Raw genomic sequence first — 24965 nt, 5'->3', positions numbered from 1 at the left:
TGACAAAATATCCGTCCAAAATTTTACATTTCAATTTACTAATAATTTGGCAAATAAAAAAGAATGCCCCATACATTCGCCCCATATAAACGATATCAAACAGGTGTAAAAAGAGCACTTTTACTCCTTTTTATAAGGCCAAATTCCAAGCATATTTTCTATGACAATTGCCGTCTTCTTTCTGGCAGATTCAAAAGATTAGGCTTAATTTAGATTCCCCAAATCCAAGAAGTACTTATGTATATTATTTTTGATACCGAGACCACAGGTTTACCCCGGGACTATAACGCCCCCATCACTGATCTGGACAACTGGCCAAGACTGGTACAGCTGGCCTGGCAGTTACATGATGAAAAAGGGAAGCTGATCTCCAACCATAATTACATTGTAAAACCAGAAGGTTTCACTATACCTTACAATGCCGAAAAAGTCCATGGAATTTCCACAGACCGGGCTTTGAAGGAAGGACATGACCTCAAGGAGGTACTTGAAATCTTCCATAAGGATGTGGACAAGGCCGAATACTTGGTAGGTCATAATATCGGATTCGATATCAATGTCTGCGGATCGGAATACCTCCGTGCTGATGTCCCCATGCAGCTTATGGAGAAAAAGGAGCTGGATACCAAGGACATCTCCACAGAGTTCTGTGCCATACCTGGAGGCAGGGGAGGCAAATTCAAATGGCCAACCCTTACGGAATTACACCAAAAACTCTTCGGTGTAGGATTCGAGGATGCTCACGATGCTGCCTATGACGTAGATGCTACGGCCAAATGTTTCTTTGGACTAATAAGTGCAAAAGTACAGCCACCTGAAGAGGGCATTGCTGTAGAAGAGGTCATTTATGAAGCTCCAAAACTGGATGCTGCTAACTTTGCTGCTGCCAAGGATGAACAAAAGCAGGCCGCACAGGATGTATTCAAGCAAGCCCGTAAAGCCGATATAGGTGACTTGGTGGATGTACCATTTAGCCACCTTCATGTGCACACGCAATATTCCATCCTTCAGGCCACCTCAGAGATTCCTGCCATGGTGGCCCGTGCGAAGGAATTCAATATGCCGGCAATCGCCATGACAGATCATGGAAATATGATGGCTGCCTTCCACTTCGTAAAAGAAGCCATGGCCAATGACATCAAACCTGTCGTAGGCTGTGAGTTCAATATATGCCAAAACCATCAGGACAAATCCAAAAAAGATGATGGCTTTCAGGCCGTTCTCTTAGCAAAAAACAAAGCCGGATACCATAATTTGGCCAAACTGGCCTCTTTTGCCTATACCCAAGGATTTTATTATGTACCCAGGATTGACAAAGAGCTTTTGGTGCAATACAAAGGTGATATTATTGCCTCCACAGGTGGTTTATGGGGAGAAATACCCTTCCTGATCCTAAACGTTGGGGAGACCCAGGCAGAAGAAGCCTTTGTATGGTGGAAGGAGCTGTTTGGCGATGATTTCTATGTAGAACTTAACCGCCACGGTGTACCTGAAGAAGAAAAGGTCAATGAAGTACTATTGCGCTTTGCTAAAAAATATGATGTAAAGTATTTCGCCGCAAACAACACTTATTATAACACAAAAAACGATGCCAAAGCCCATGATATTCTTCTTTGCGTAAAAGATGGGGAAAAGGTAGACAAACCTAAAAAGTACATTGGGAAAAGAGGCCGGGAATTCCGCTACGGCTTCCCCAATGAAGAGTTTTATATCAAAACTCCTGAAGAGATGAAAAAGCTCTTCGCAGACCTTCCAGAAGCCATTGAATGCACCAATGAGATCGTAGAAAAGATCGAAGTATATAAGCTGGCCAGAGAGGTACTGCTCCCCAAATTCAATATTCCTGAACAATTCCAGGATCCCCAAGATGATGAGGATGGAGGCAAAAGAGGGGAAAATGCGTATTTACGCCATCTCACTTATGAAGGTGCAAAAAAACGCTATCCGGAAATCACGGACGAAATCCGGGAAAGACTTGACTTTGAGCTTTCCATTATTGCTAACACAGGTTATCCCGGCTATTTCCTTATCGTACAGGATTTCACCACCGCAGCCAGGGAAATGGGCGTGTCTGTTGGCCCAGGAAGGGGATCTGCCGCCGGTTCAGCAGTAGCCTATTGCATCGGGATTACCAATGTGGACCCCATCATGTACGATCTCCTTTTTGAGAGATTCCTTAATCCAGACCGGGTATCACTTCCCGATATTGATATTGACTTTGATGACCACGGTCGTCAAAAAGTAATCGATTACGTAATCGAAAAATATGGTGCCAATCAGGTCGCCCAGATCATCACTTATGGTACCATGGCTGCTAAATCTGCCATTCGCGATACCGCTAGAGCATTGGACCTTCCTCTATCTGATGCAGATAGATTGGCCAAATTGGTTCCAGACATCAAACTCAAAGCATTATTTGGGCTGGCAAGCGACCGTGCCAAGCTTTCAGATAAGCTAAAAGGCAATGCTGAGAACATAGACAAGGCTTATGAGCTCATCAATATATCCAAGGGAGCTGATGACCTCGCGAAAACCATCAATCAGGCCAAGGTCCTGGAAGGATCAGTAAGAAACACGGGAATCCACGCCTGTGGGGTAATCATTACCCCAGACGATATTACCAACTTTGTCCCAGTAGCATTGGCCAAAGACTCCGACATGTACTGTACGCAGTTTGATAACTCCGTGGTAGAAAGTGCAGGCCTGCTAAAAATGGACTTCTTGGGACTGAAAACCCTTACCCTGATCAAAGACGCCGTAAAGATCGTCAAGGAAAGGCATGGCATAGAGCTGGATCCTGAAAATTTCCCCATCGATGATGCCCCTACCTATGAACTTTTCCAAAGAGGTGAAACAGTAGGGATATTCCAATATGAATCCGCTGGTATGCAGAAATACATGCGGGAACTTAAGCCTACCGTTTTTGCCGATTTGATTGCCATGAACGCCCTTTATCGTCCAGGGCCATTGGAGTACATCCCAAGTTTTATTAGAAGGAAGCATGGAGATGAAGAGATTTCCTATGACTTGGATGATATGGAGGAGTACCTTCAGGAAACCTACGGGATTACCGTCTACCAGGAACAGGTAATGCTCCTTTCCCAGAAATTGGCAGGCTTTACCAAAGGTGAGGCCGATGTCCTCCGTAAAGCAATGGGTAAGAAGCTGAAGGATGTCCTGGATAAGATGAAACCGAAATTTGTCAATCAGGCGGCAGAAAAAGGGCATGATAAAACTAAACTGGAAAAGATCTGGAAGGACTGGGAAGCCTTTGCTTCTTACGCCTTTAACAAATCCCACTCCACTTGTTATGCCTGGGTAGCCTATCAAACAGCCTACCTAAAAGCCCACTACCCTGCCGAATACATGGCATCGGTACTGAGCAATAATATGAACGACATCACCCAAGTAACCTTCTTCATGGAAGAATGTAAACGAATGGGAATTGAAGTACTGGGACCTGATGTCAATGAATCCAAAGAAGGCTTTACGGTAAACCAGGAAGGCCAAATCCGGTTTGGACTGGCTGCCATCAAGGGCGCTGGAGGAGCCGCCGTACATTCGGTCATAGAGGAAAGGGAAGAAAATGGCCATTATAAGAATATCTTTGATTTTACCCAGAGAGTCAACCTGAGGGCTGTCAACAAGAAAACGTTGGAATCCTTGGCCATGGCCGGTGGATTTGACTGTTTTCCTGACCACCATAGAAGGCAGTACTTGGAAGGTCCTGAAAATGATGCCACCCTAATCGAAAAAGCGGTAAAATATGCCCAGAAAAAGGCCCAAGAAGCTGAAAGCTCTCAGGTATCCCTGTTTGGAGGTGGTTCTGGCATGGAAGTTCCCATGCCCAGCATTACTCCTATCGAGCCATTCAGCCAGCTTCAGCAGCTCAATATCGAAAAAGAAGTGGTTGGGCTATATATTTCCGGCCACCCATTGGACCAGTTCAAAGTAGAATTTGAATCTTTTACCAATACCCCTCTTTCAGAATTTGCCAATACAGAGGCCTTAAAATCCAAGGGAGAAAATATTAAGGCAGCGGGTGTGGTAACATCCTTTGCTCACAGAACCACCAAAAACGGCAACCCCTTTGGCACACTGACTTTAGAGGATTATAATGGCGGCCACACCTTCTTTTTCTTTGGCGATGATTACGTCAAATTCAAAGAATACTTTATGACGGGTTGGTTCCTCTATGTCACAGGAAGTATACAGGGAAAACGTTGGAACCCTGAGGAACTGGAATTTAAAGTAGGAAATATTATTTTGCTCAATGAAGTCAGGAGCAAGATGGTAAAAGGCATCAGGATCAACATCAACCTCGATGACCTTACTTTGGATTTGATGGAGAAACTGGAATCCATCACCACAAAATACAAGGGAGAAGCCAAATTACATATCAATGTGACAGATGTAAAAGAAAGGATCGCAGTGGACCTGATGTCTACCAAATATACGGTTGATCCTTCTTTCGAGATGATCAAAGAACTGGAAAGCATACAAGAACTCAGCTACAAAATCATCTAAAAAATATTGCGTTTCAAGACCTTACAAGCCACCTTTGAGAAATATTTTCATCAAAGCGGAACTAAAAGAAACCTAAAATACTTTAGAATACTATATTTGAAACCAGAAAAACTATAAACACACAATATAATGGCAAAAGCAATTGAAATTACAGACGCTAACTTTGAAGAAATCATCAATTCTGATCAGCCAATCCTAGTGGATTTTTGGGCTGAATGGTGTGGCCCATGTAAAATGATCGGACCAGTAGTAGAAGAAATTGCTGGTGAATATGATGGTAAAGCGGTAGTAGGAAAAGTGGACGTGGATGCTAACCCTGGAGTAGCATCAAAATTTGGAATCAGAAGTATCCCAACGCTATTATTCTTCAAAAATGGCGAAATTGTAGACAAACAAGTGGGTGCTGTACCAAAAGCTGTCCTATCCCAAAAACTTGAAGCACAAATCTAATTTGGAAAATACATTCAAAAAAGGCTCCTTAATGGAGCCTTTTTTGGCACAACACTTAACTACTTTTTCAATTCTGAAACCCCACCAGAAACAATAAACTTCATCACATCGGCACTATTTGCATTCTGCAGCACACGCACATTCTTTCTGGGTACCAAGAAACAATTTCCGCTGAAATTATAAGAATGGGGAAAATAAATCGCCACCAAATCTTCCTCTCCTATCACCGTCAGGTCATCCTGCGTAATAAATCCCAAACGGCTAATGGTTTCGGTCAACTGTACTATTGCGGGAGTATTGAATTTTTTCTTATCCCCCACAAAGGCCGACATCAGATCCTTAATACTCGTGTAAATGATATTGACCAAAGGAATCTTGAAAAGCCCCCTTTCCAATAGTATAAAAATCGGCTTCGTAATAAATATATTGGCGAGATAACCTATAAAGGTAATCATCGCAAACACAATCAAAATTCCTAATCCAGGAACAGGAATAGGCAAAAGGTTATCCAAAAATCTAACAATCTGAAAGATAATATAAATGGTCAGTGCCAAAGGCGCTACGAAAAGCAAACCTTTTAGAAAGTAATTCAATATCCGTTTGGAAGTAAATGACATGGTATTCTAGTTTATATATATCCGCAATTATACCAGTAAAGATTAAAAGCAGGTTAAAACGATCGCTTTTATAAAGTATCAGCTGCTTCAGTCTTCCGACCACTCGAGCAAAGGATTAATGCTTACTGGCAACATAGCGGATATACAGATTATAGTTTAATGACAGCATAAAAGCTATAAAAATTATGCCTGAATAGCTAAAAAACAAAAAAAGCCCTGCCGATTTTTCAGCAGGGCTTAAAATTTAGTACCTATAAATTATAGGTCAATCCCCATGAAAGACATGAAGGCAATTCCCATCAAGCCTGTAATCAACATGGTAATACCAAGCCCCTTAAGACCATTAGGCACATTTGAATACTTTAATTTCTCTCTGATAGCAGCCAAGGCTATAATAGCCAATAACCAACCAATACCAGAACCAAAACCATACACAGTAGCCTCAGCTAAAGTATAATCCCTTTGGGCCATGAAAAGAGAACCACCCAAGATCGCACAGTTTACAGCGATCAAAGGAAGGAAGATACCCAATGCTCCATAAAGAGCTGGAGCAAATTTTTCTACAATCATCTCCACCAACTGCACCATGGCAGCAATGATCGCGATAAACATAATAAACCTCAAGAAAGTCAAATCTATCGTGGCGAAAGATTCACCCATGAAAGATAACGCACCTTCCTTAAGTACAAATTCATTCAATAGCCAGTTCAAAGGAACAGTGATCGTCAATACAAAGATAACCGCCGCACCAAGTCCCAAGGCTGTATCTACTTTTTTAGAAACGGCCAAGAAAGAGCACATCCCCAAAAAGTACGCAAATACCATATTGTCAATAAAGATTGACCGGATTCCTAAGCTAAATAATTCCATTTCTTAGCAATTTTTAATGTTCAACATAACCTGTTTTGGTACGCTGTACCCAGATGATCAAGCCAAGGATGATAAAGGCACCTACAGGACTCACCATCAAACCGTTGGTAGCCAATGAGAAATCCTCTCCAAATAAGGATGAAACGGTATCAAATACAGGCACGCCAAAAATGGTACCTGAACCCCATAACTCCCGGAAGAAGGCGACCGCCAAAATAATCCAAGAATAACCAAGGGCACTACCAAAACCATCAAGAATGGAATCATATGGCTTATTACCCATCGCAAAAGCCTCAAGACGTCCCATTACGATACAGTTGGTAATAATCAAACCCACAAATACCGAAAGCTCCTTATACATATCATAGGCAAAAGCTTTCAACACCTCATTTACCAAGGTCACCAAGGTGGCTACTACGGCCAACTGTACAATGATCCTTACACGGGTTGGAATAGTATTTCTCATGATAGAGATGGTCAAGTTAGCCATCACCACCACGAAAATCACAGATAGGGCCATTACAAAAGTAGGCTTCATCTGAGTGGTTACAGCCAGTGCCGAACAGATACCCAATACCTGTATAGTAACCGGGTTATCATCTACCAAAGGGTCACTGATCAGTCTTTTTCTTCGCTTGGACAGAAGCGCCTCTGCGGGCTTTTTAACTTCTACCTTTTCTGCTGTTTCTGTACTCATTTCAATAAATGTTGAGACGTTCTACAATATTTTTAAAACCGACCGCTTAAGAGTTGCCTTTTACCTTTTCAAGGTATGATTGATAGGCACCCAAATAGTTGGTCAGCATATTATTTACTCCTTTGGCGGTAAGGGTAGCTCCAGACATCCCATCGACCATATGAGGATTGGATGAATAGTCTTTTCCTTCACCTTTCTGCATTTCAACAGCCACAAGTGATCCTGACTCGTCAAATATCTCTTTTCCGTGATAACGATGCTGAATATCCGAAGTAGTGATCCTTGCACCCAAACCAGGAGTCTCCCCAGCGTGAGAGAAAGTCACCCCTTCTATTGTATTAAGATCTGTCTTCAATGCGACATAACCCCAGATGGCATCCCAAAGACCCGCACCAAACACAGGAAGAATATAAGCCACTACTTTATCCTCACTGCCTTCTTCATGGAAAATATAAACTGGATATAGTCTTTCTTCAGCTGGCTTTTTGTAGTTCTTCGCCACATCTACAGTTTCTGCTGTAGCATCAGCTACTTCTTCTCCTTTGATATTGACTACTTTTGAAGAAATGGTATTTTCATAATATGCCCTGATTTCCTTTGGCTTCATGGCTGCTATTTTCTCTGCATCCACTACGGCACCCAGAATCTGCTTTTTGGTATCTAAGGCCTCAGCTTCCTTTTGAATTGGTCCTAGCAATTCTGAAGTACCTGATAATAAAAAGCCCAATACCACGGTAAGGATTACCGAAAACGTGATAATATATGTGTTAGACTGTTGCACGTTGTAACCTCCTTTTCTTGTTTGCTTTTACAACATAAAAATCAATTAGTGGGGCAAAGACGTTCATCAATAGAACGGCCAACATGATCCCCTCTGGATAGGCTGGATTGGTTACCCTGATGATGACGGTTAAGAAACCAATCAGTAAACCATAAAGCCATTTACCGGATTCCGTTTGTGCTGCTGATACTGGATCTGTAGCCATAAACACAATACCGAATGCTACTCCTCCCATTACCAAATGATAATGTGCAGGCATAGCCATAAATTCGTTCACTGCAAAGGCATTCATGATCAAGCCCATGATATATGTACCCGCAAAGCCACTTACAATAATTTTCCAGCTGGCAACACCAGTACCAACCAAAACAGCCGCTCCCAAAAGGATCATCAATACGGAAGTTTCACCGATAGAACCAGGAATAAATCCTAAGAACATATTGGCAAAGCTGTAAAGGCTATCACCAATTGCACTGTTATGAGCTGCCAATGCAGTCGTTACTGCTTCACCACTCTGTCCTGCTTGAAAAGCTACAGAAAGTGCCGTTGCTCCAGAGAAGCCATCCACTGCAGCTTTGTCTCCAAGATAAGTCCAAACTTGGTCACCTGAAATTTGTGCTGGATACGCGAAATACAAGAAAGCCCTAGCGGTCAATGCCACATTAAGGATATTCATACCCGTTCCACCAAACACCTCTTTACCGATTACTACAGCAAAAATCGTCGCCAAAGCAACTTGCCATAAAGGAATATAAGGAGGCATAACCAAGGCGATCAACATCCCGGTAACCAAGAATCCCTCACTAATAGGGTGATTTCTGATCACACAGAAAGTAAACTCGGTCAATAGCCCAATTGCATAAGAAACAATCAGTGTTGGTACTACCGCCATCGCTCCGAATAATACCTGATCAAGGAAGGTAGCCTCTTCTCCAACAGCTAGAAAATGTTGAAAGCCCACATTAAATATTCCAAAAAGCAAGGCTGGGATCATGGCGATTACCACAGTAATCATCACTCTCTTCAAATCCACTGCGTCTTTGATCTGAGAACCTTTTGCTTTGGTCGTAATATCAGGAGCAAAAGCAATTGTCCGGTGTCCTTCGTAAAGGGTATAAAACTTTTCCCATTTTCCCCCTTTTTCGAAATTCGGCTTTAGCTTATCAAATAAGTTTTGTAATGCCTTCATATTTTAACTATACATTAATAATTCAATCCCATTTCTCACAATTTCCTGCAAATCATTCTTGGAAGGATCTACAAACTCACACAAGGCAACATCTTCTTCAATTATTTCATAAAGCCCTAGCTCCTCCATCTCGTCAAAATCTTCTGAAATAATCGCCTTGAAAAGGTAAGTAGGAAGAATATCCATTGGAAGTACTTTTTCAAATACCCCAGAAACTACAAATGGCCTTTCTTCACCATGTGTATTGGTATCCACTTTAAATTCCCCCTTGTTCAAGAAGGAGAACAAACCCAAAGCTTTGCTGAAACTCAACTTACTGGTCGTTGGCTTAATCCATCCTAGGAACTCCTCATAATCTCCCTCAGGGATCACTGTGATATGATGGTGATAATAGCCCACATAACCATCAGAAGCGATTTTCTCTCCAGTCAGAACATTTCCGGAAATTACCCTTACATGCTCTGATTTCAGGTTACCCCTGACAAAAGTGGAAACATTTGCACCAGTATAGGTTTTTACATAAGCGGCCTTGTTTACCTCAGAACCAGTAATCGCTACTAACTTGGAGGCATCTAGTATTCCGTCAAGGAAAAGTTTACCGATCTGAACAACGCCATAAGGATTGACAGTCCACACCAAATCCCCTTTATTGATTGGGTCAATATGGTGAATCTGCACACCTACGTTCCCCGCAGGGTGAGGTCCTTCAAATTTGTTCACTTGAACACCCTGAACACCTGCATAGGCTGGAGACACCTCAGACTGCGCGTCCAAGTTCAAATGTACCTGTCCAGAAGTAAGTTTTTGCAAAATGGAAATACCGGCTTGGAAGAATTTCTCCTGACCTTTTAGTAACACCCCGTAATCAGGAGCTAAAGGATGAGAATCAAAACCTGAAATATAAATAGCTTTAGGCTCTTCATCTGGATTGGCGACAATCCCAAATGGTCTTTGGATGATCTGTGGCCATACCCCGCCTTTCAGCATTTGGGCAGTGGCTTGCTCTTTAGATAAGGATTTGAGATCTGAATCAGAAAATTTGTCAAAAGTCTCATAACTCACTTCCTTGTCAGCCATGATCCTGATTTCCAACAATTTTCGCTTTTCACCTCTTTTGATTTCCACGATTTCTCCCGAAACAGGAGCTGCATAAAGTACCTTTTCGAGTTTCTTATCAAACAAGATCGGCGTACCTGCTTTTACAGTATCCCCCTCTTTGATAAGGACTTTTGGACGCTGCATTCCTACAAAATCTGTAGGCTTAATCGCGAAGGTCTGTGCTGGCTGAAATGCTTCAATTTGCTTTTCCGCCTTACCTGCCAGCTTAATATCAAATCCCTTCTTAAGCTTAACTAGTTTTGACATATTTTATATTGTAACTATATGGTCCTTTGAAAAACGCCTCAAATCTAATAAAATACATTAGTTATTAGAAGATAATTCTAGTAATATTTATAAGTGGGATATTGTCTTGACTAAAATTATTTTTTCGGTTACTGGGGGCAAGCTTCTTGGTCAAGGGAATTGATATGATTCATCACTTGCTCCATGAGCCACATAGGTGTGGATGTAGCTCCACAGATCCCTACTTTATCACCTGCATTGAACCAATTGGGATCAAGTTCCTGCTCATTTTCCACAAAATAACTTCTTTCATTTTGAGACTTACAAACCTGATAAAGGGCCTTTCCGTTGGAGCTTTTTTTACCGGAAACGAAAACAATTACGTCATTTTCATTCGAAAAACGGGTAAGCTGCGGTTCACGATTAGACACTTGACGACAAATGGAATCATTCGCAGTAAAATCCACCTCCTCCAAGCTTTGGTTGGAAGAAGCCATCCTTTGGGCTATCTTCTCCTTCAATGCGTAAAAACCCTTGGTACTTTTGGTCGTCTGGCTGAACAAAGTCACTGGCCTGGAAAAATCAATCTTCTCCAAATCATCATCTTCCATCACCACTATGGCCTTTTCCAGGGTCTGCCCTGTCAAACCTATCACCTCAGCGTGCCCCTTCTTACCATAAATAACTATCTGCCCTTCCTTTTGCTCCATCTTGTCAAAAGCAGTCTTTACCCTGTGCTGCAGCTTGAGCACCACAGGGCAGGAAGCATCGATCAGCTCTATATTATTCTCAATGGCCAATTTATAGGTCTCTGGCGGCTCTCCATGGGCACGGATCAAAACCTTACAATTAGATAGATTTTTCAGCTCCTCCCTATCTATGATCACCAAACCCTTATCACTCAAACGCTTAACCTCCATGTCATTATGGACAATATCGCCCAAACAATACAGACTGTTGGCATCTTCCATTTCATCTTCGGCCATCTTGATGGCAAACTCCACCCCAAAGCAATAACCAGAATTCTTATCTATTGTAACTTGCATCATATTAATTAGTTATCCGCATCCATTCTTTGCTGTGCCAGACTGGCAATTTCGTTAACTTGTTCCTGAAAGTCCAGTAAACTGGTGTCTATTTCAACCGCATCTGCAGATTTCCTCAATGGACTTTCTTCTCTGTTGGAGTCTATTTGATCCCTTTCGGATAAATTTTGAATAATTCTGTCCAATTCCACCAACTCTCCCTTTTCAAGCAATTCCTTTTGTCTCCGCTCAGCACGGATCTTTAAATCAGCAGTCATAAAAACTTTTAACTCCGCCTGGGGAAAAACCACCGTACCTATATCCCTACCGTCCATCACTACACCCTTATGCTTTCCAAGGCGTTGTTGTTGGGCTACTAACTCCTGTCTAACTTCCCTGATTTTACTGACCTCACTGACCCTTTCAGACACTTCCATCTTCCTGATTTTCTTCTCTACATTCAAACCGTTGAGATAGGTCTCCTGTAAGCCGGTCTCTTCATTTTGATGAAAAGAAACCTCTAAATCTTCTAGGGCTTTTTTTACATCCTTGGGATTGGTCAAAACCGTAAACTTATTGATAAAATGTAATGTAGCTGCTCTGTACATGGCTCCAGAGTCTATATAAGTATAGCCCAGGGCCTTGGCTACCTCCTTGGCTGTCGAGCTCTTTCCGCATCCAGAATATCCATCAATGGCTACAATAATTTTTTTCATAATTAAAAAGAAATGTTCTGCCTTTTATTTCCCCGCAAATATAAAAGGTTTGGATCGATTAATCCCCTTATCATCCGTATTGTATTCGTGGAAAACATTCATACTGAACCGCCAAAGATTGCCAATATTCAGCCTAATCCATTATATTTATTAAAAAAACGAAATCATCGTATGCTAGATTTTTCTGTTGAAGGCCAATTGGTCGATATCCTAAACCGAAATATTTTTCCTGCAAGAATAGTAATCAGTAATGGCCATATCTCGAAGATAACTCAACTGGCATATGCTCCTGATCAATATATCATGCCCGGATTCATCGATGCCCATGTACATATTGAATCGTCCATGCTTGTTCCCTCAGAATTTGCCAGGTTAGCAGTATTGCAAGGAACAGTGGCCACGGTCTCAGACCCTCACGAAATCGCCAATGTCTGTGGCAAAGCAGGAGTAGAATACATGATCGAAAATGGCAAGCAAGTAAACTTTAAATTCTTCTTTGGAGCTCCTTCCTGCGTGCCGGCCACCCCATTCGAAACTGCCGGAGGAGAAATCAATGCCAAGGACATCGATGATTTACTGTCCAAAAAGGAAATCAAATACCTAGCTGAAATGATGAACTGGCCCGGCACCATCAACAGAGACCCTCAAGTGATGGAAAAAATAGCCTTGGCACAAAAACATGGCAAGCCAGTAGACGGCCACGCTCCCGGTCTGAGAGGACTTACCGCCAAGAAATATATTGAGGCAGGCATAAGTACAGATCACGAGTGTTTTACAGCTGAGGAAGCTTTGGACAAACTCCAATACGGCATGAAAATCGCCATCCGTGAAGGTAGCGCTGCCAAAAACTTCGAAGCACTTATAGACCTCATTGATGACCATGCTGACCATATCATGTTCTGTTCAGACGACAAGCATCCCGACAGCTTCGCCTTAGGTCATATCAACCAACTCGCCGCAAGAGCGGTCATCGCAGGAAAAGACCTTTTCGAAATCCTCAAAGCTGCCTGCATTAACCCGGTCAAGCATTATAACCTGGAAGTAGGCTTACTCCAAGAAGGTCATCCAGCAGATTTTATCATTGTCAAAGACCTGATAGACTTTAGCATCCACGCCACTTATATCAATGGAGAAAAGGTCGCAGAAGGAACCGAAACACTGATCCCGTCCATCAAAAATAAGCCCATCAATAATTTCAATACTGCCCCAAAGTCTCCCGCTGATTTTGAAATCATCGCTAAAAGTAGCACTGTCATGGTGATAGAAGCCTTAAATGGACAATTGATCACCAATGAAGTACCAGGCAATATCCTTGTTAAAAATGGTCTCGCAAGCCCCAATATTAAGGATGATATTCTAAAAATCACCGTAGTCAACCGCTACGAAAACCAAAAACCAACGGTGGCATTTATTAAGAACTTTGGTCTCAAAGAAGGCGCAATAGCATCCTCAGTTGGGCATGACTCCCATAATATCATTGCAGTAGGTGTCAATGATGAAGCCATCGCCAAAGCTGTCAACTTGCTCATTGAGGTCAAAGGTGGTATCTCTGCAGTTTCAAGCAAGGAAAGCATGGTTTTACCTTTGCCCGTAGCTGGAATAATGTCGGGTGAAGATGGCTTTGAAGTAGCCAAAGCTTATACAGCAATTGACAAAATGTCCAAGAAAATGGGATCAAAGCTGGATGCTCCTTTTATGACCCTGAGCTTTATGGCACTTTTGGTCATTCCTGATCTAAAACTCAGCGATCAGGGACTTTTCGATGGTCAGCAATTCAAATTCACCTCGGTGTTTATATAGTATCAAAGTAACCTTTATTGCTTGCGCAGATTAAAGATACCATTTTGTTAAACCCAAATACAGATCAACTTGCTTTTTTATATTAAAAGACGCTGGAAAAAACTAACAGCCCTTTCACCAGAACAGGGCATGGAAGGTCGAATTTTTAATTCTACCGTCATATTCCTCATCCTTTATCTTGCTGGGATGGTCATCTTCAACCTGATAACTGGACAAAAAACCCTTTCCTTCATCCTTACCCTTACAGCGATGGTTGTGATCATCGCTTATATATTGGCGAGGAAAACAAAGAATTTCAAAAATGGCATTAGGATATTGGCCGCCATAAGCTATCCCATACTCGCTATCAACTTCTTCCTAAACGACGGCATAGACGGGCCCAGTGCTTATATTTTTCTGATGATCCATCTCATTATCCTAACTTTATCCGACCGTAAGGAATTTTGGTTTTGGGGAGCATATAACTTTATTTTCTTTAGCAGCCTTTACATTATTGGCATCAAATTTCCTGAGCTGATCCCTAAAAATTACGAAAACATCAACATTCAAATCTACGACCATTTATTGACCTATTTGGCCTGCCTTATCGGAATAATCGCCATCATCGCCATTCTTAAATGGAACTACCACAAACAAAAACTTAAAAGTGAATTCAGGAACAAGGCCTTCAAGGAAGCCAATTTAAGCCTCAAAAATAGCCTGGAACAAAAGAATAAAATCATTGCCCTTATCTCCCATGATCTCAAAAATCCCCTGATATCCATCACCAATATATTGCAGATGATCAAAGAGGACGAACTGAGCGAGGAAGAAACCAAAACAGTACAAGAAGACCTGCTACTAATGGCTACAAACACCCAAAAAATGGCAGAAGGTATTTTAGACTGGGCAGCCATAGAACTGAAGAGTAGCCAGCCCATTTTTAAAACCATCAATATTCAAGAGCGTTGTCTGGACACATTGGAAATTTATAAATCCCTAGCAGAGCAAAAGGGCATCACTTTCACACAAGCTTATTCAGGCCATTTGGAAATCATTACAGACCCCGACCGCATCCTGTTGATTATCAGAAATCTTCTTCAAAATGCCATCAAGTTCACTCCACCAAAGGGAGAAATCCATTTTTCTTATGAGCACAAAGGCCAATATGCCAACATCACCATCAAAGACACAGGTGTGGGTATTGCTGAGGAAAAACTGGAAAGCATTTTTAGTAAAAACTATATTTCGTCCTTAGGCACAGCATCTGAAAAAGGCTATGGACTCGGGCTATATATCTGCAAAGAAAATGCCTCAAAAATTGGTGGACAACTTGATGTCATTAGTGAAATTGGAATCGGAACCACTTTCTTCATCAAATTGCCCACAGCTTAAGCTTATATTTATCCATGCCTTGAACACTTCAATCCTGATCAAATACCCTGGATAAATCAAAAAACTTACTTAATGACTAGATTTCTTTTTGACATAATATCTTCAAATATCGCATGCGCATGTACAATGGTATTTTCAATAAAATACTCTCTCGTATTCAATCCTCCACAAACCACCCCCGCAAGATAAAGTCCTGGCACATTGGATTCCTGACTTTTACCATCAAAGCATGGTCTTCTTTTTTCATCCAATGTAAGCTCCACCCCTAGTTGATTCAACAGTTTATAATTGGGCTGATACCCCGTCATCGCCAATACAAAATCGTTTTCGACAACAACCTCTCCCTCAGGAGTATTGATAATCACCTCCTTTTCTTTAATTTCCTGAAGTGTACTGTCAAAATACGCCTTGATAGAACCTTCTTTGATCCTGTTTTCAATATCGGGGCGCACCCAATATTTGACATTAGGGTCCACGGTTGGGTTGATCATCACCATGCTTACCTCGGCACCTTTGCGCCAAGTCTCTAAGGCCACATCCACCGCTGAATTACCGCCCCCGACGACTATAACCTTCTGTCCAATATATGGCCAAGGTTCTTTATAGTAATGAGTAACTTTGGGCAATTCCTCCCCAGGAATGTTCATTTTATTGGGCAAATCGTAAAAGCCTGTGGAAAGAATAATTTTCTCCGCCAAATAATCTCCTTTGGAAGACTTTACCAAAAACGCTCCACCTGCCTGCTTTTCTATACTTTTCACCTCTTCATAAAGGTTCACCTTCAAATCATAGTGTTGGCACACCCTTCTGTAATACTCCAATGCTTCTGGACGTGTAGGCTGCTTATTAATAGACATAAAAGGAATCCCCCCCATTTCCAGCTTTTCGGAAGTAGAGAAAAAAGTCATGTTGACGGGATAATTATAGATGGAATTGACCAATGTGCCCTTTTCCAAAATCACATAATCAAGCTGATGTTTTTCTGCTTCAATCCCACAGGCCAAACCAATAGGGCCTGCTCCTACTATTAATACATCTATTTTTTTCATATTATTTAAAACAGAATTTGAGATGGAGAGTTCGCCAAGTAAGCAATAATATCAAAATTCCTTAACCACTTTAAAATTAAACATTCCTCAACTAAAAGATAAAGGCTAGCCACCATTTATATCAAATTCCATCAGACGGTCCTTAAATCCCCCGGTCTCTAATACTTGCTTCTCCAAAAACTGTACCTTCTGCCCCTCTTTCTCCCAGAGCAAAGCCGAAAGACCTACAGTACCATAGCGGTCAACAGGTTCAATAAAAGCAGCAGAAACAGCCTTTTCTAGTGCAATAGGCAAGCCCGTATCAGGCAGCTTCTCTAATTCCTCTTCTTGCTTGGTCATATTCACCTCTAGCAAATCATCCGGAGCTATTTCACCTTGCTTTATGACTTCCTGAAGCCTCATTTTACTCTCCCTTACCTTTTTCCATGGAACATTTATAAAAGAATTGCTAAGACCATGAATGCCTGCTGGTATTTCAACCGGACTTTCTCCATAATTGGATAAATACCACATTTCTTCTTGATTACCTACCAGTAAATTAAAACCATCAAATTGGTCTTGCTTTGCCTCTACCTCCGCTAAATAGGATTTTGGTGAAGAGGTACCTTTTAAAAAATCCAATACCAATCCTCCTCTACTCTGAGCTTGCGCTTTCTGGTTTTTCAAATCCCTATAATTGGTCAAAGCAGCAAACCTCCCTCTTGGATGAATCCCCATCCAGGTTCCGCCAGCTTTTAAATCTTTCCCGGCATAAATACCGTTTTCCCATTGGAACAAAGGCAAAGTAGGCCGGGTAAAAAACTCATCCCTATTAGCCACCAATATCAATGAATACTTGGGATGTGTTTTCCATGCAAATGTTATCAGACACATATTCCAAGTTAAAAAAAAGGCCGGAAAAATCCGGCCTTAGGGTGAATAAACAACTTTAATTACACTGCAATTGAGTTGGATATTCGTAATTAAAACACTTAACAGTTAAAATTTGAGGAAAATCCTCTTCATCATGAATCCTTTAATCTTTTTTACAAAGCTATAGTTCCTCACCCTCTTCATAAACCCCTAATATTCAATCGTTTTAACATATATTAACATTTATATACGAAATTCATCGTAGATTGACTTTGAATTACGAAAAACATCGTATACATTTATTACGAAATCTATCGTAACAAAGATTAAAATGAAATATAAGCCAACAGATGCCGAGCTCGAAATCCTTTCCATACTATGGGACAAGAGTGAGGCCAGTGTCAGAGAAATTCACGATGTACTGAGCCAAACCAAGGACACTGGCTATACTACTACATTAAAAACCATGCAAATCATGTTTTCCAAAGGTTTGCTAAGCAGATCAGAACAGGGTAGAAGTCATCTCTATATGCCTGCCATCACAGAAAAGGAAACACAAAATTCCCTATTGAGCAGTTTTATGGATTCGACTTTTGGTGGCTCAGCCAAGAAACTCATTATGAGAGCTATTGGCCAGAGCAATCCCTCGAAAGAGGAGATCAATGAAATCCGTCAACTACTCAATGAACTAGAAAACAAGCAATAATGGATTTTATCAATAAATTTATCCACGAGGAATACCTGCAAGCAATCGGATGGACTTTATTGCACTCCACCTGGCAAATCGTAGCAGTAAGCCTTTTGCTTTGGACCTTATTGAAATTCACAAAAAGCAAATCTTCCAACTTCAGGTACTTCGCCGGCCTTGCTTCCTTACTGATCATTAGCATAGCCAGTATCTGGACCTTTTCCCTTGTCCTGGAAATCCCCCAAGACCCCATTGGCCAAAACACTGGGTTATTGACCAACAAAGCATTGAACATTACTGTTACGGATAATCCCCATCCATACAGTGTCATTAGCGAAACAAAACCAGGTTTATTGGACCAAATCTGGTACACACGGCTAGAGGCATTCTTACCGACCCTGGTCAACCTTTGGTTATTGGGTGCATTATTTTATTTAGTAAAACTATCTGGAAGCCTTTTAGACTTGAAAAACCTACACAAGAAGCACAATCAACCTGTACCTGATCAATTGGTCAAAAGGGTAAACAGTATGATCGCTGCCATGGAGTTCTACAGTAAAGTCAAAGTGCTAAGGAGTCACCTGGTCCATGTCCCCATTACCTATGGCATCATCAAACCTGTAATCCTCATTCCTACGGCTTTGCTATTCAATACCAGCCCCGGTCAACTGGAAGCCATCATAGCGCATGAATTGGCCCATATCAAACGCCATGATTATCTGGTAAATATATTACAACACTGTCTGGAAGTCTTTTTCTTCTTCCATCCCTGCTTTTGGTGGATCAATGAAGTGGTCAGAACCGAAAGAGAGAATGCATGTGATGATATGGTTTTGAGATTGGGATTCAATCCCAAGGACCTGGCTTATGGCCTGGCTGAAGTGGCAGAACAGGCCCATGCTTCCACTCCTGAAATGGCATTGGCAGCCACAGGTCCCCAAAACCATACATTGAACAGAATAAAAAGAATAATGGGCCTCCAACCCCAACAAGAAAAACTTTCACCCCTAATCTCCCTTACCATGTTAGTATCACTTATGATCAGCGCTTCTCTCGTAATGGGTGCCATCCCCAATGAGGAAAAATTATTGTCCAATGAATACCTTTTAACCAATCTAAAAAGCAAAACCATCGTCAAAACATGGAACTTCCCTTGCCCTGATCAACTCAAAGGACAAAACAAGGGCACTAAAAACGGGACAAATACCAACCAACATCCAACTGAGCTTACTTATTCAAAAGAACATATTATCCTTCATAAGGATGAAGAGGATGTAATAGAGTTCCTCACCAATAATCACAAGCAACCATTAGTAAAAATCAATAAAAGAGCCATTCTGAAGGATCATGCAAACAGTGATACCATTCCTAAAACCGTAATCATCGACCAGTCCATAAACGTCGATGATCCTATGCCTGTACTGGAATTGAGCCCAGTACCACAAATGGATGTCCACATCCCTCCTATGCCACCGATGCCGCCAATGACAGGCATGGAATTTGTCCCTCCCCTTCCTGAAATTCAGTTGGAAATCACTGAAGAGGCCAGCAGAATTAATGAAATAGCAATGGAACTTGCTCAAATGGAGATGGACACCAGCATCATGGATGTTCAAAGAAAAAAAGAATTGGAGCAGGAACTAAAAAAGGTAGAGGCAAAGATGGAAGTCAAGGCCCAGGTCATGGAAGAAAAAATGGCTGAATGGGAGAAAAAACACAGCAAAACCATGAAGGAATGGGAAAGCAAAATGGAAGAGTGGAACAAGAAAATGGAAGTTAAACAAGCTGAATGGGAAACAGCTTATGCTCCCAAAATGGAGGAATTCCAGAAAAAGATGGAAAACTGGGAAAAAGAAAATGAACCCAAAATCAAGGAATTTGAACAAAAGATGAAAGCTTGGGAAAAAAGACAACGCGAAAGACAAGCTGAAATAGAGTAAAATACCAATCACTTTTTAGATTAGCCATAAGAGACCTCAGCAATTCCATCCAGAAATGCTGAGGTTCTTTTTTATTTCTTAGCCAATAAATAAGCTTTAAATGCATTAAAATCATTCTCCAGCGGAGCGACCTTTTTCACCCCATCCAAGAAAGCTGCTAGCCTTTCAGGCAAAACCACTTTTTCCTGATGAACTTCTTCCACCACATCTCTGAACTTACCAGGATGAGCTGTTTCAAGGAAAATACCAGTAACCTCTCCATTTTCTTCCATCCACTCCTTTAAGCCCAAATAGGCCACCGCACCATGGGGATCCATCAAATAGCCTGTCTTCTCTTTTACTTCCTTCATGGCCTCACGGGTAGTTTCATCATCATAAAAAGCCCCCTTAACCATAGACTTCAATAAGTCCTCATCATTACCATATAGGGCCAGTAGTCTATAGAAATTACTTGGATTCCCCACATCCATACTATTACTGATGGTTTGCAAAGACGGACGCGGCTTAAATGGTATTCCTTTAAGGTAATCCGGCACCACCTTATTGATATTGGTAGCTGCTATAAACTTCTCTATTGGCAGCCCCATGCGCTCTGCCAGCATCCCGGCAGCGATATTCCCAAAATTACCACTAGGCACAGAAAAAGTTACATTCTTTGTTCCTTTAGGCAACTGCGCATAGGCATAGAAATAATACAAACACTGCGGAATCCAACGGGCAATATTGATGGAATTCGCTGAGGTCAACAACATCTTTTCATTCAGCTCCTTATCTAAAAAAGCTTCTTTTACCATGCGTTGACAATCATCAAAAACACCATCTACTTCAAGGGCAAAAACATTTTCTCCCAAAGTGGTAAACTGCTGTTCTTGCAATGCACTTACTTTACCAGATGGATAAAGGATAATTACTTCCACACCGGGCACCTTATAAAATCCATTGGCTACAGCACTTCCTGTATCGCCGGAGGTAGCTACCAATACCCTTACTTTTTCCTCTCCCACCAAAAGACTCATCAGCTTGGAGCAAAAACGTGCACCGAAATCTTTGAAAGCCAATGTTGGGCCATGGAACAACTCTAAACTATAAACATTATCCTCCACCTTAACCAATGGCGCATCGAATGAGAGGGTATGATCCACCAAATCCTTGATCTGGGCATCATCCAAATCCGCACCAAACAGCTCCCCGATCACCTTATAACCTATGTCTCTAAATGACATTCCAGGAAGTTGTTCATAAAATTCCGCAGGTAGCTGAGGAATTTGCTCTGGCATATACAAACCCTGATCAGGTGCCAAACCTTTGATAACGGCCTCTCTCAAAGAAACCTGATGATCTTTATTATTGGTACTATAAAACTTCATTTTTTGATTCATTGATAAGGTAAGCTCCACGGACATTCACTGCAGAAACATACAAGTCCACTTCTAAGCCTATTTTATTAAAAACTTCCTGACAAATCTCACTTGCCTTCTGGGCAATTTCCCTGCTTGGAGAAAGAATAAATGTAGTAGGTCCAGAACCCGAAATACCAGACCCCAGCGCCCCTGCATCTTTGATGGCTTCCTTGATTTCATCAAAACCAGGAATCAATACAGACCTGGATGGCTCTGCGATCACATCCTGCAAGGACCTGCTGATCAATCCCATATCTTCCTGAAACAAACCTGCTACCAAGCCAGCTATATTACCGGACTGAATAATGGCATCTTTCAAAGAAACCTGCTGTCTTAACACACTTCTGGAATCAGCGGTATTCAGCTCAAAATGAGGATGAACCAAGGTACAATACAAACCTTCCGGCACATGTAGCCTTGTCACATCCAATGGCTTATAGCTCCTGATCAAAACAAATCCTCCCAAAAGGGAAGGCGCCACATTATCTGCATGCTCAGCCCCACAGGCTACACCTTCTGCCTTCATCGCAAAAGGTAGCAATTCCTTCCTCCCCAAAGGTTCTCCCAATAGGCTATTCGCCGCTACCAGGGCAGCAACCGAACTCGCAGCACTTGAGCCCATCCCACTTCCCAAAGGCAAGCCCTTGGAAAGACTGATTTCAATTCCTCTTTCAAATCCCACCTGATCAACGAAGGCTTGAATGGCTACGCTACAAGTATTTTTCTCTGATTCATAAGGCAGTCTACCTCCATCTCCCTCAATACTCACTACCCTTACTCCCGGCTGCTCTGATAGGGAAACAGTGACCTTATCACCCAATTCCTCCACCGCAAAGCCCAAAATATCAAAGCCACATGAAACATTGGCCACAGTGGCCGGTGCAAATGCTGTTACCTTTTTCATCTTGAATAGTTACCTAATCTGATTATATCTGCAAAAACCCCAGCAGCAGTCACATCCGCTCCGGCACCAGGGCCCCTTACGATCATTGGGAAGTCATTATATCGCTCTGTGGTAAACAATATCATATTGTCACTGCCTTTCAAGGTATAAAAAGGATGCTCACTGTTTAAGGAATTCAAACCTACCTTGGCCTTGCCGTTTTCTAGGGTAGCCATAAATCTCAATTTTTCCCCCTTTGCATTGGCCTCATCCAATAACTCCTGAAAATGGCTATCATGCGCTTTCAGCTTAGTAAAAAACTCCTCTACTGAGGCAGCATCTACACAATCCGTTGGTACCATGCTCTGCACTTCAATATCTTCAAAATGCAATTCTTGACCAGCCTCTCGGCCCAAGATCAAAATCTTCCTGGCCACATCCATTCCACTCAAATCATCCCTCGGATCTGGCTCTGTATATCCTTTTTCTTTGGCCTGCTTCACCACCTCACTGAAAGGAATCCCTTTTTCCAACTCACTGAATATATAATTCATGGATCCACTCAGCACAGCCTCTATTCTATGCACATGGTCCCCACTCAACATCAAATCCTGCAAGGTATTGATTACCGGCAAACCTGCAGCAACATTGGTTTCATAGAAAAACCTTACCCCTCTTTGGCCCGCCAGCTTTTTGAGTTGCTTGTACTTCTCCAATGAACCTGAATTGGCTTTTTTATTAGGAGTCACAATCCCTACCTTGGCATCCAAAATCCTGTCATAAACATCCGCCACATCCTGACTGGCTGTACAATCCACCAAAACTGAATTGGAGAAATTCATTTCGCTCATGGTCCCGATAAACTTGTCCAGATCCATAGGCATATCATTTTCATCTGGAGGAGCTACTGTCTTCAGGTCAAAGCCATCCTCATGGAACTTCATATACCTGGAATTGGCCATTCCATGAATCTGAATATCCAACATATTCTCCTCACGAAGATTGTTCAATTGGTTGTCGATCATTTTGATCAATGCCTTTCCTATCAGCCCAACACCAACCAAGAATACGTGTAGCACTTTGAAGTCAGAAAGGAAGAAGGCCTCGTGCAATGCGTTAAGGGCTTTTTGCAAATCCGCCTGAGAAATTACCGCTGAGATATTCAGTTCTGAACTTCCTTGGGCAATCGCTGCTACGTTCACATTATTTCTTCCCAGAGCTTGGAACATTCTTCCACTAGTCCCAGGATTATGTTGCATTTTTTCTCCAACCACCGCAATAACCGCCATATTAGGCATCACCTGCACTTCATCCATCTCTCCACTTTGGATCTCATACCTGAACTCCTCTTCTATCAAAGACTTGGCACGGGCCGCATCCTTCGAGGCGATGGCCACACAGATACTGTGTTCAGAAGAAGCCTGACTGATCAGCACGATATTGATCCCGGCATTGGCCAAAGTGCCGAAAAAGCGTTGGCTCGCGCCTACCACCTCTACCAAGCCCGGTCCCTGAAGATTCAAGATGGAAATATTCCCCATGGAAGATATCCCCTTGATAATTTTCCCATCACCAGCATCCTGGCTGATCTTGGTTCCCTCTTCTTCAGGTTTGAAAGTATTCTTTATATAAATAGGAATATCAGCCTTCATGGCTGGCTGCATGGTAGCAGGGAAGACCACCTTGGCACCAAAGTGCGACAGCTCCATGGCCTCACTATAGCTCAATTGAGGAATGGTAAAGGCAGTATAAACCAGTTTTGGATCTGCAGTCATGACACCGGACACATCTGTCCAGATCTCCAACTGCTCCGACTTAAGGGCTGCAGCGAAAATGGCCGCTGTATAATCAGAACCACTTCTTCCTACAGTGGTTGTCTCTCCTTTAAGGGTAGAACCAATAAAACCAGTGATCACTTTTATCCCACCATGCTTTTTGAAATAAGCAGTGATCAAACTATTGGTTGTTTCAAAATCCACTTTGGCATTGCCAAATCGATCGTTGGTTTTTACAAGATCCCTGGCATCTACATAAACAGCTTCCTTGCCCCTAGCCTGAAGCCCAGCCGTCAAAATAAAATTGGATAGCCTTTCACCAAAACTCAAGACATAATCCATGGTCCTGTCAGAACATTCCTTGATCAGGTAAATACCATGAAACAGATCCCCCAGCTCATTGAACCTCACCTTTACAAAGGTCAAGGCCGTTGATTGCTGCTGCACAGGCACCAGTTGTTTGACAATGTCCAAATGCCTTTTCTCCAACTCCTGAAGGATGGTATGATAGCTTTCCTCACTATCTTGGGCGATAGAAGCGCATTGAAGTAATTGCTCAGTAACCCCACCAAAGGCTGAGAATACAAGGGCAAAGTCCTCAGTTTTTGATTTATTTTCGATTATTGAAAATACCTTTTCGATATTCTCAATATTAGCGATGGATGAGCCTCCAAATTTTAATATTTTCATAAAAATGAATGATTTTTAATGGCTAGTTTGTTAACGGATTTGAAAGTCCATAATGGACCGTTTATATGCGGCAATATAATAGATAGACACGGGATTACCCCGTAATGGTGCTTGTAAAAAAGGTTCGTGTAATGATGCTAAAAAAAGCTCCACAGTCAATCACCTGCTGAGTGGCAGTAAGCGTTGAGATCATATTTTTTTTGACTGTGCTAAACATCATTTCTTTTTGATGGGACAATCTTACTCACAAATTTTCAATATCACAAATTTTCCTTAGCAAACTACTAATAAAAAGCCG

General features: G+C 41.9%; 19 protein-coding genes. 6 read left to right on the top strand and 13 right to left on the bottom strand.

The genetic code is table 11. The annotated features are described in order from the left end of the window. Positions 1-237: 237 nt before the first annotated feature. Both dnaE and trxA read left to right on the top strand, forming a co-directional pair. Positions 238-4527 carry a DNA polymerase III subunit alpha gene (dnaE, locus tag KZP23_RS10115; RefSeq protein WP_226336122.1) on the top strand — a complete coding sequence of 1430 codons (4290 nt, stop codon included), beginning with the start codon at positions 238-240 and terminating at the stop codon, positions 4525-4527. Between the two features lie 129 nt (positions 4528-4656). Next, on the top strand, positions 4657-4977 hold the full coding sequence (gene trxA, locus KZP23_RS10110; RefSeq protein ID WP_226336121.1) for a thioredoxin: 321 nt from the start codon (positions 4657-4659) through the stop codon (positions 4975-4977). A gap of 59 nt (positions 4978-5036) precedes the next feature. Here the strand turns inward: trxA and KZP23_RS10105 are convergent, their stop codons facing one another. The 8 genes from KZP23_RS10105 to cmk all read right to left on the bottom strand — a co-directional run bounded on the left by KZP23_RS10105 (position 5037) and on the right by cmk (position 12216). After that, positions 5037-5594 carry a DUF502 domain-containing protein gene (locus KZP23_RS10105; protein ID WP_226336120.1) on the bottom strand — a complete coding sequence of 186 codons (558 nt, stop codon included), beginning with the start codon at positions 5592-5594 and terminating at the stop codon, positions 5037-5039. 258 nt (positions 5595-5852) lie between these two features. Further along, positions 5853-6464 carry an NADH:ubiquinone reductase (Na(+)-transporting) subunit E gene (nqrE, locus tag KZP23_RS10100; protein WP_226336119.1) on the bottom strand — a complete coding sequence of 204 codons (612 nt, stop codon included), beginning with the start codon at positions 6462-6464 and terminating at the stop codon, positions 5853-5855. Between the two features lie 13 nt (positions 6465-6477). Continuing rightward, positions 6478-7161, bottom strand: a complete 684-nt coding sequence (locus KZP23_RS10095) for an NADH:ubiquinone reductase (Na(+)-transporting) subunit D (RefSeq protein ID WP_226336118.1) — start codon at positions 7159-7161, stop codon at positions 6478-6480. 46 nt (positions 7162-7207) lie between these two features. Next, positions 7208-7942 carry an NADH:ubiquinone reductase (Na(+)-transporting) subunit C gene (gene nqrC / locus KZP23_RS10090; protein WP_226336117.1) on the bottom strand — a complete coding sequence of 245 codons (735 nt, stop codon included), beginning with the start codon at positions 7940-7942 and terminating at the stop codon, positions 7208-7210. After that, on the bottom strand, positions 7929-9131 hold the full coding sequence (locus KZP23_RS10085; protein WP_226336116.1) for an NADH:ubiquinone reductase (Na(+)-transporting) subunit B: 1203 nt from the start codon (positions 9129-9131) through the stop codon (positions 7929-7931). The genes nqrC and KZP23_RS10085 overlap by 14 nt, the downstream gene beginning before the upstream one ends. A 3-nt stretch (positions 9132-9134) precedes the next feature. Further along, a complete protein-coding gene (locus KZP23_RS10080) occupies positions 9135-10496 on the bottom strand; it encodes a Na(+)-translocating NADH-quinone reductase subunit A (RefSeq protein ID WP_226336115.1) in 1362 nt (453 codons plus the stop codon). A 128-nt stretch (positions 10497-10624) separates the two neighbouring features. Continuing rightward, positions 10625-11521 (bottom strand): 4-hydroxy-3-methylbut-2-enyl diphosphate reductase, encoded by an 897-nt coding sequence (locus tag KZP23_RS10075; RefSeq protein WP_226336508.1) that lies wholly within the window; start codon positions 11519-11521, stop codon positions 10625-10627. Positions 11522-11529: 8 nt separating this feature from the next. Continuing rightward, positions 11530-12216 (bottom strand): (d)CMP kinase, encoded by a 687-nt coding sequence (gene cmk / locus KZP23_RS10070; RefSeq protein WP_226336114.1) that lies wholly within the window; start codon positions 12214-12216, stop codon positions 11530-11532. A gap of 171 nt (positions 12217-12387) precedes the next feature. Here cmk and ade point away from each other — a divergent pair, with 171 nt between their 5' ends. Both ade and KZP23_RS10060 read left to right on the top strand, forming a co-directional pair. Beyond that, on the top strand, positions 12388-14016 hold the full coding sequence (gene ade / locus KZP23_RS10065; protein ID WP_226336113.1) for an adenine deaminase: 1629 nt from the start codon (positions 12388-12390) through the stop codon (positions 14014-14016). A gap of 129 nt (positions 14017-14145) precedes the next feature. Further along, positions 14146-15390: a sensor histidine kinase gene (locus tag KZP23_RS10060; RefSeq protein ID WP_226336112.1), complete on the top strand. Its 1245-nt coding sequence runs from the start codon at positions 14146-14148 to the stop codon at positions 15388-15390. A gap of 65 nt (positions 15391-15455) precedes the next feature. Here KZP23_RS10060 and KZP23_RS10055 read toward each other — a convergent pair whose 3' ends face one another. Together KZP23_RS10055 and KZP23_RS10050 are read right to left on the bottom strand one after the other, a co-directional pair. Next, positions 15456-16439 carry a YpdA family putative bacillithiol disulfide reductase gene (locus tag KZP23_RS10055; protein WP_226336111.1) on the bottom strand — a complete coding sequence of 328 codons (984 nt, stop codon included), beginning with the start codon at positions 16437-16439 and terminating at the stop codon, positions 15456-15458. Positions 16440-16544: 105 nt separating this feature from the next. Further along, positions 16545-17312, bottom strand: coding sequence for an NRDE family protein (locus KZP23_RS10050; protein WP_226336110.1), 768 nt, complete (start codon positions 17310-17312; stop codon positions 16545-16547). Positions 17313-17622: 310 nt separating this feature from the next. Between KZP23_RS10050 and KZP23_RS10045 the strand changes: the two genes are divergently transcribed. Together KZP23_RS10045 and KZP23_RS10040 are read left to right on the top strand one after the other, a co-directional pair. Beyond that, positions 17623-17997: a BlaI/MecI/CopY family transcriptional regulator gene (locus KZP23_RS10045; protein ID WP_226336109.1), complete on the top strand. Its 375-nt coding sequence runs from the start codon at positions 17623-17625 to the stop codon at positions 17995-17997. Beyond that, complete coding sequence (locus KZP23_RS10040; protein ID WP_226336108.1) at positions 17997-19919, top strand: M56 family metallopeptidase; 1923 nt, start codon at positions 17997-17999, stop codon at positions 19917-19919. Before KZP23_RS10045 ends, KZP23_RS10040 begins: the two co-directional genes overlap by 1 nt. Before the next feature lie 71 nt (positions 19920-19990). Here the strand turns inward: KZP23_RS10040 and thrC are convergent, their stop codons facing one another. From thrC to thrA, 3 genes are read right to left on the bottom strand one after another with little or no spacing between them, the layout of a single operon-like run. Continuing rightward, entirely contained in the window at positions 19991-21286 is a 1296-nt protein-coding gene (gene thrC, locus KZP23_RS10035; protein WP_226336107.1) for a threonine synthase, read from the bottom strand. Continuing rightward, positions 21273-22223 carry a homoserine kinase gene (locus KZP23_RS10030; protein WP_226336106.1) on the bottom strand — a complete coding sequence of 317 codons (951 nt, stop codon included), beginning with the start codon at positions 22221-22223 and terminating at the stop codon, positions 21273-21275. Before KZP23_RS10030 ends, thrC begins: the two co-directional genes overlap by 14 nt. Next, positions 22220-24667, bottom strand: coding sequence for a bifunctional aspartate kinase/homoserine dehydrogenase I (thrA, locus tag KZP23_RS10025; RefSeq protein WP_226336105.1), 2448 nt, complete (start codon positions 24665-24667; stop codon positions 22220-22222). The genes KZP23_RS10030 and thrA overlap by 4 nt, the downstream gene beginning before the upstream one ends. Positions 24668-24965 lie beyond the last annotated feature (298 nt).

Source organism: Echinicola marina (genome assembly GCF_020463795.1).
Classification (GTDB): domain Bacteria; phylum Bacteroidota; class Bacteroidia; order Cytophagales; family Cyclobacteriaceae; genus Echinicola; species Echinicola marina.
The sequence above is the reverse complement of the archived record's forward strand: the minus strand, read 5'-3'. Positions and strand labels throughout refer to the sequence as shown.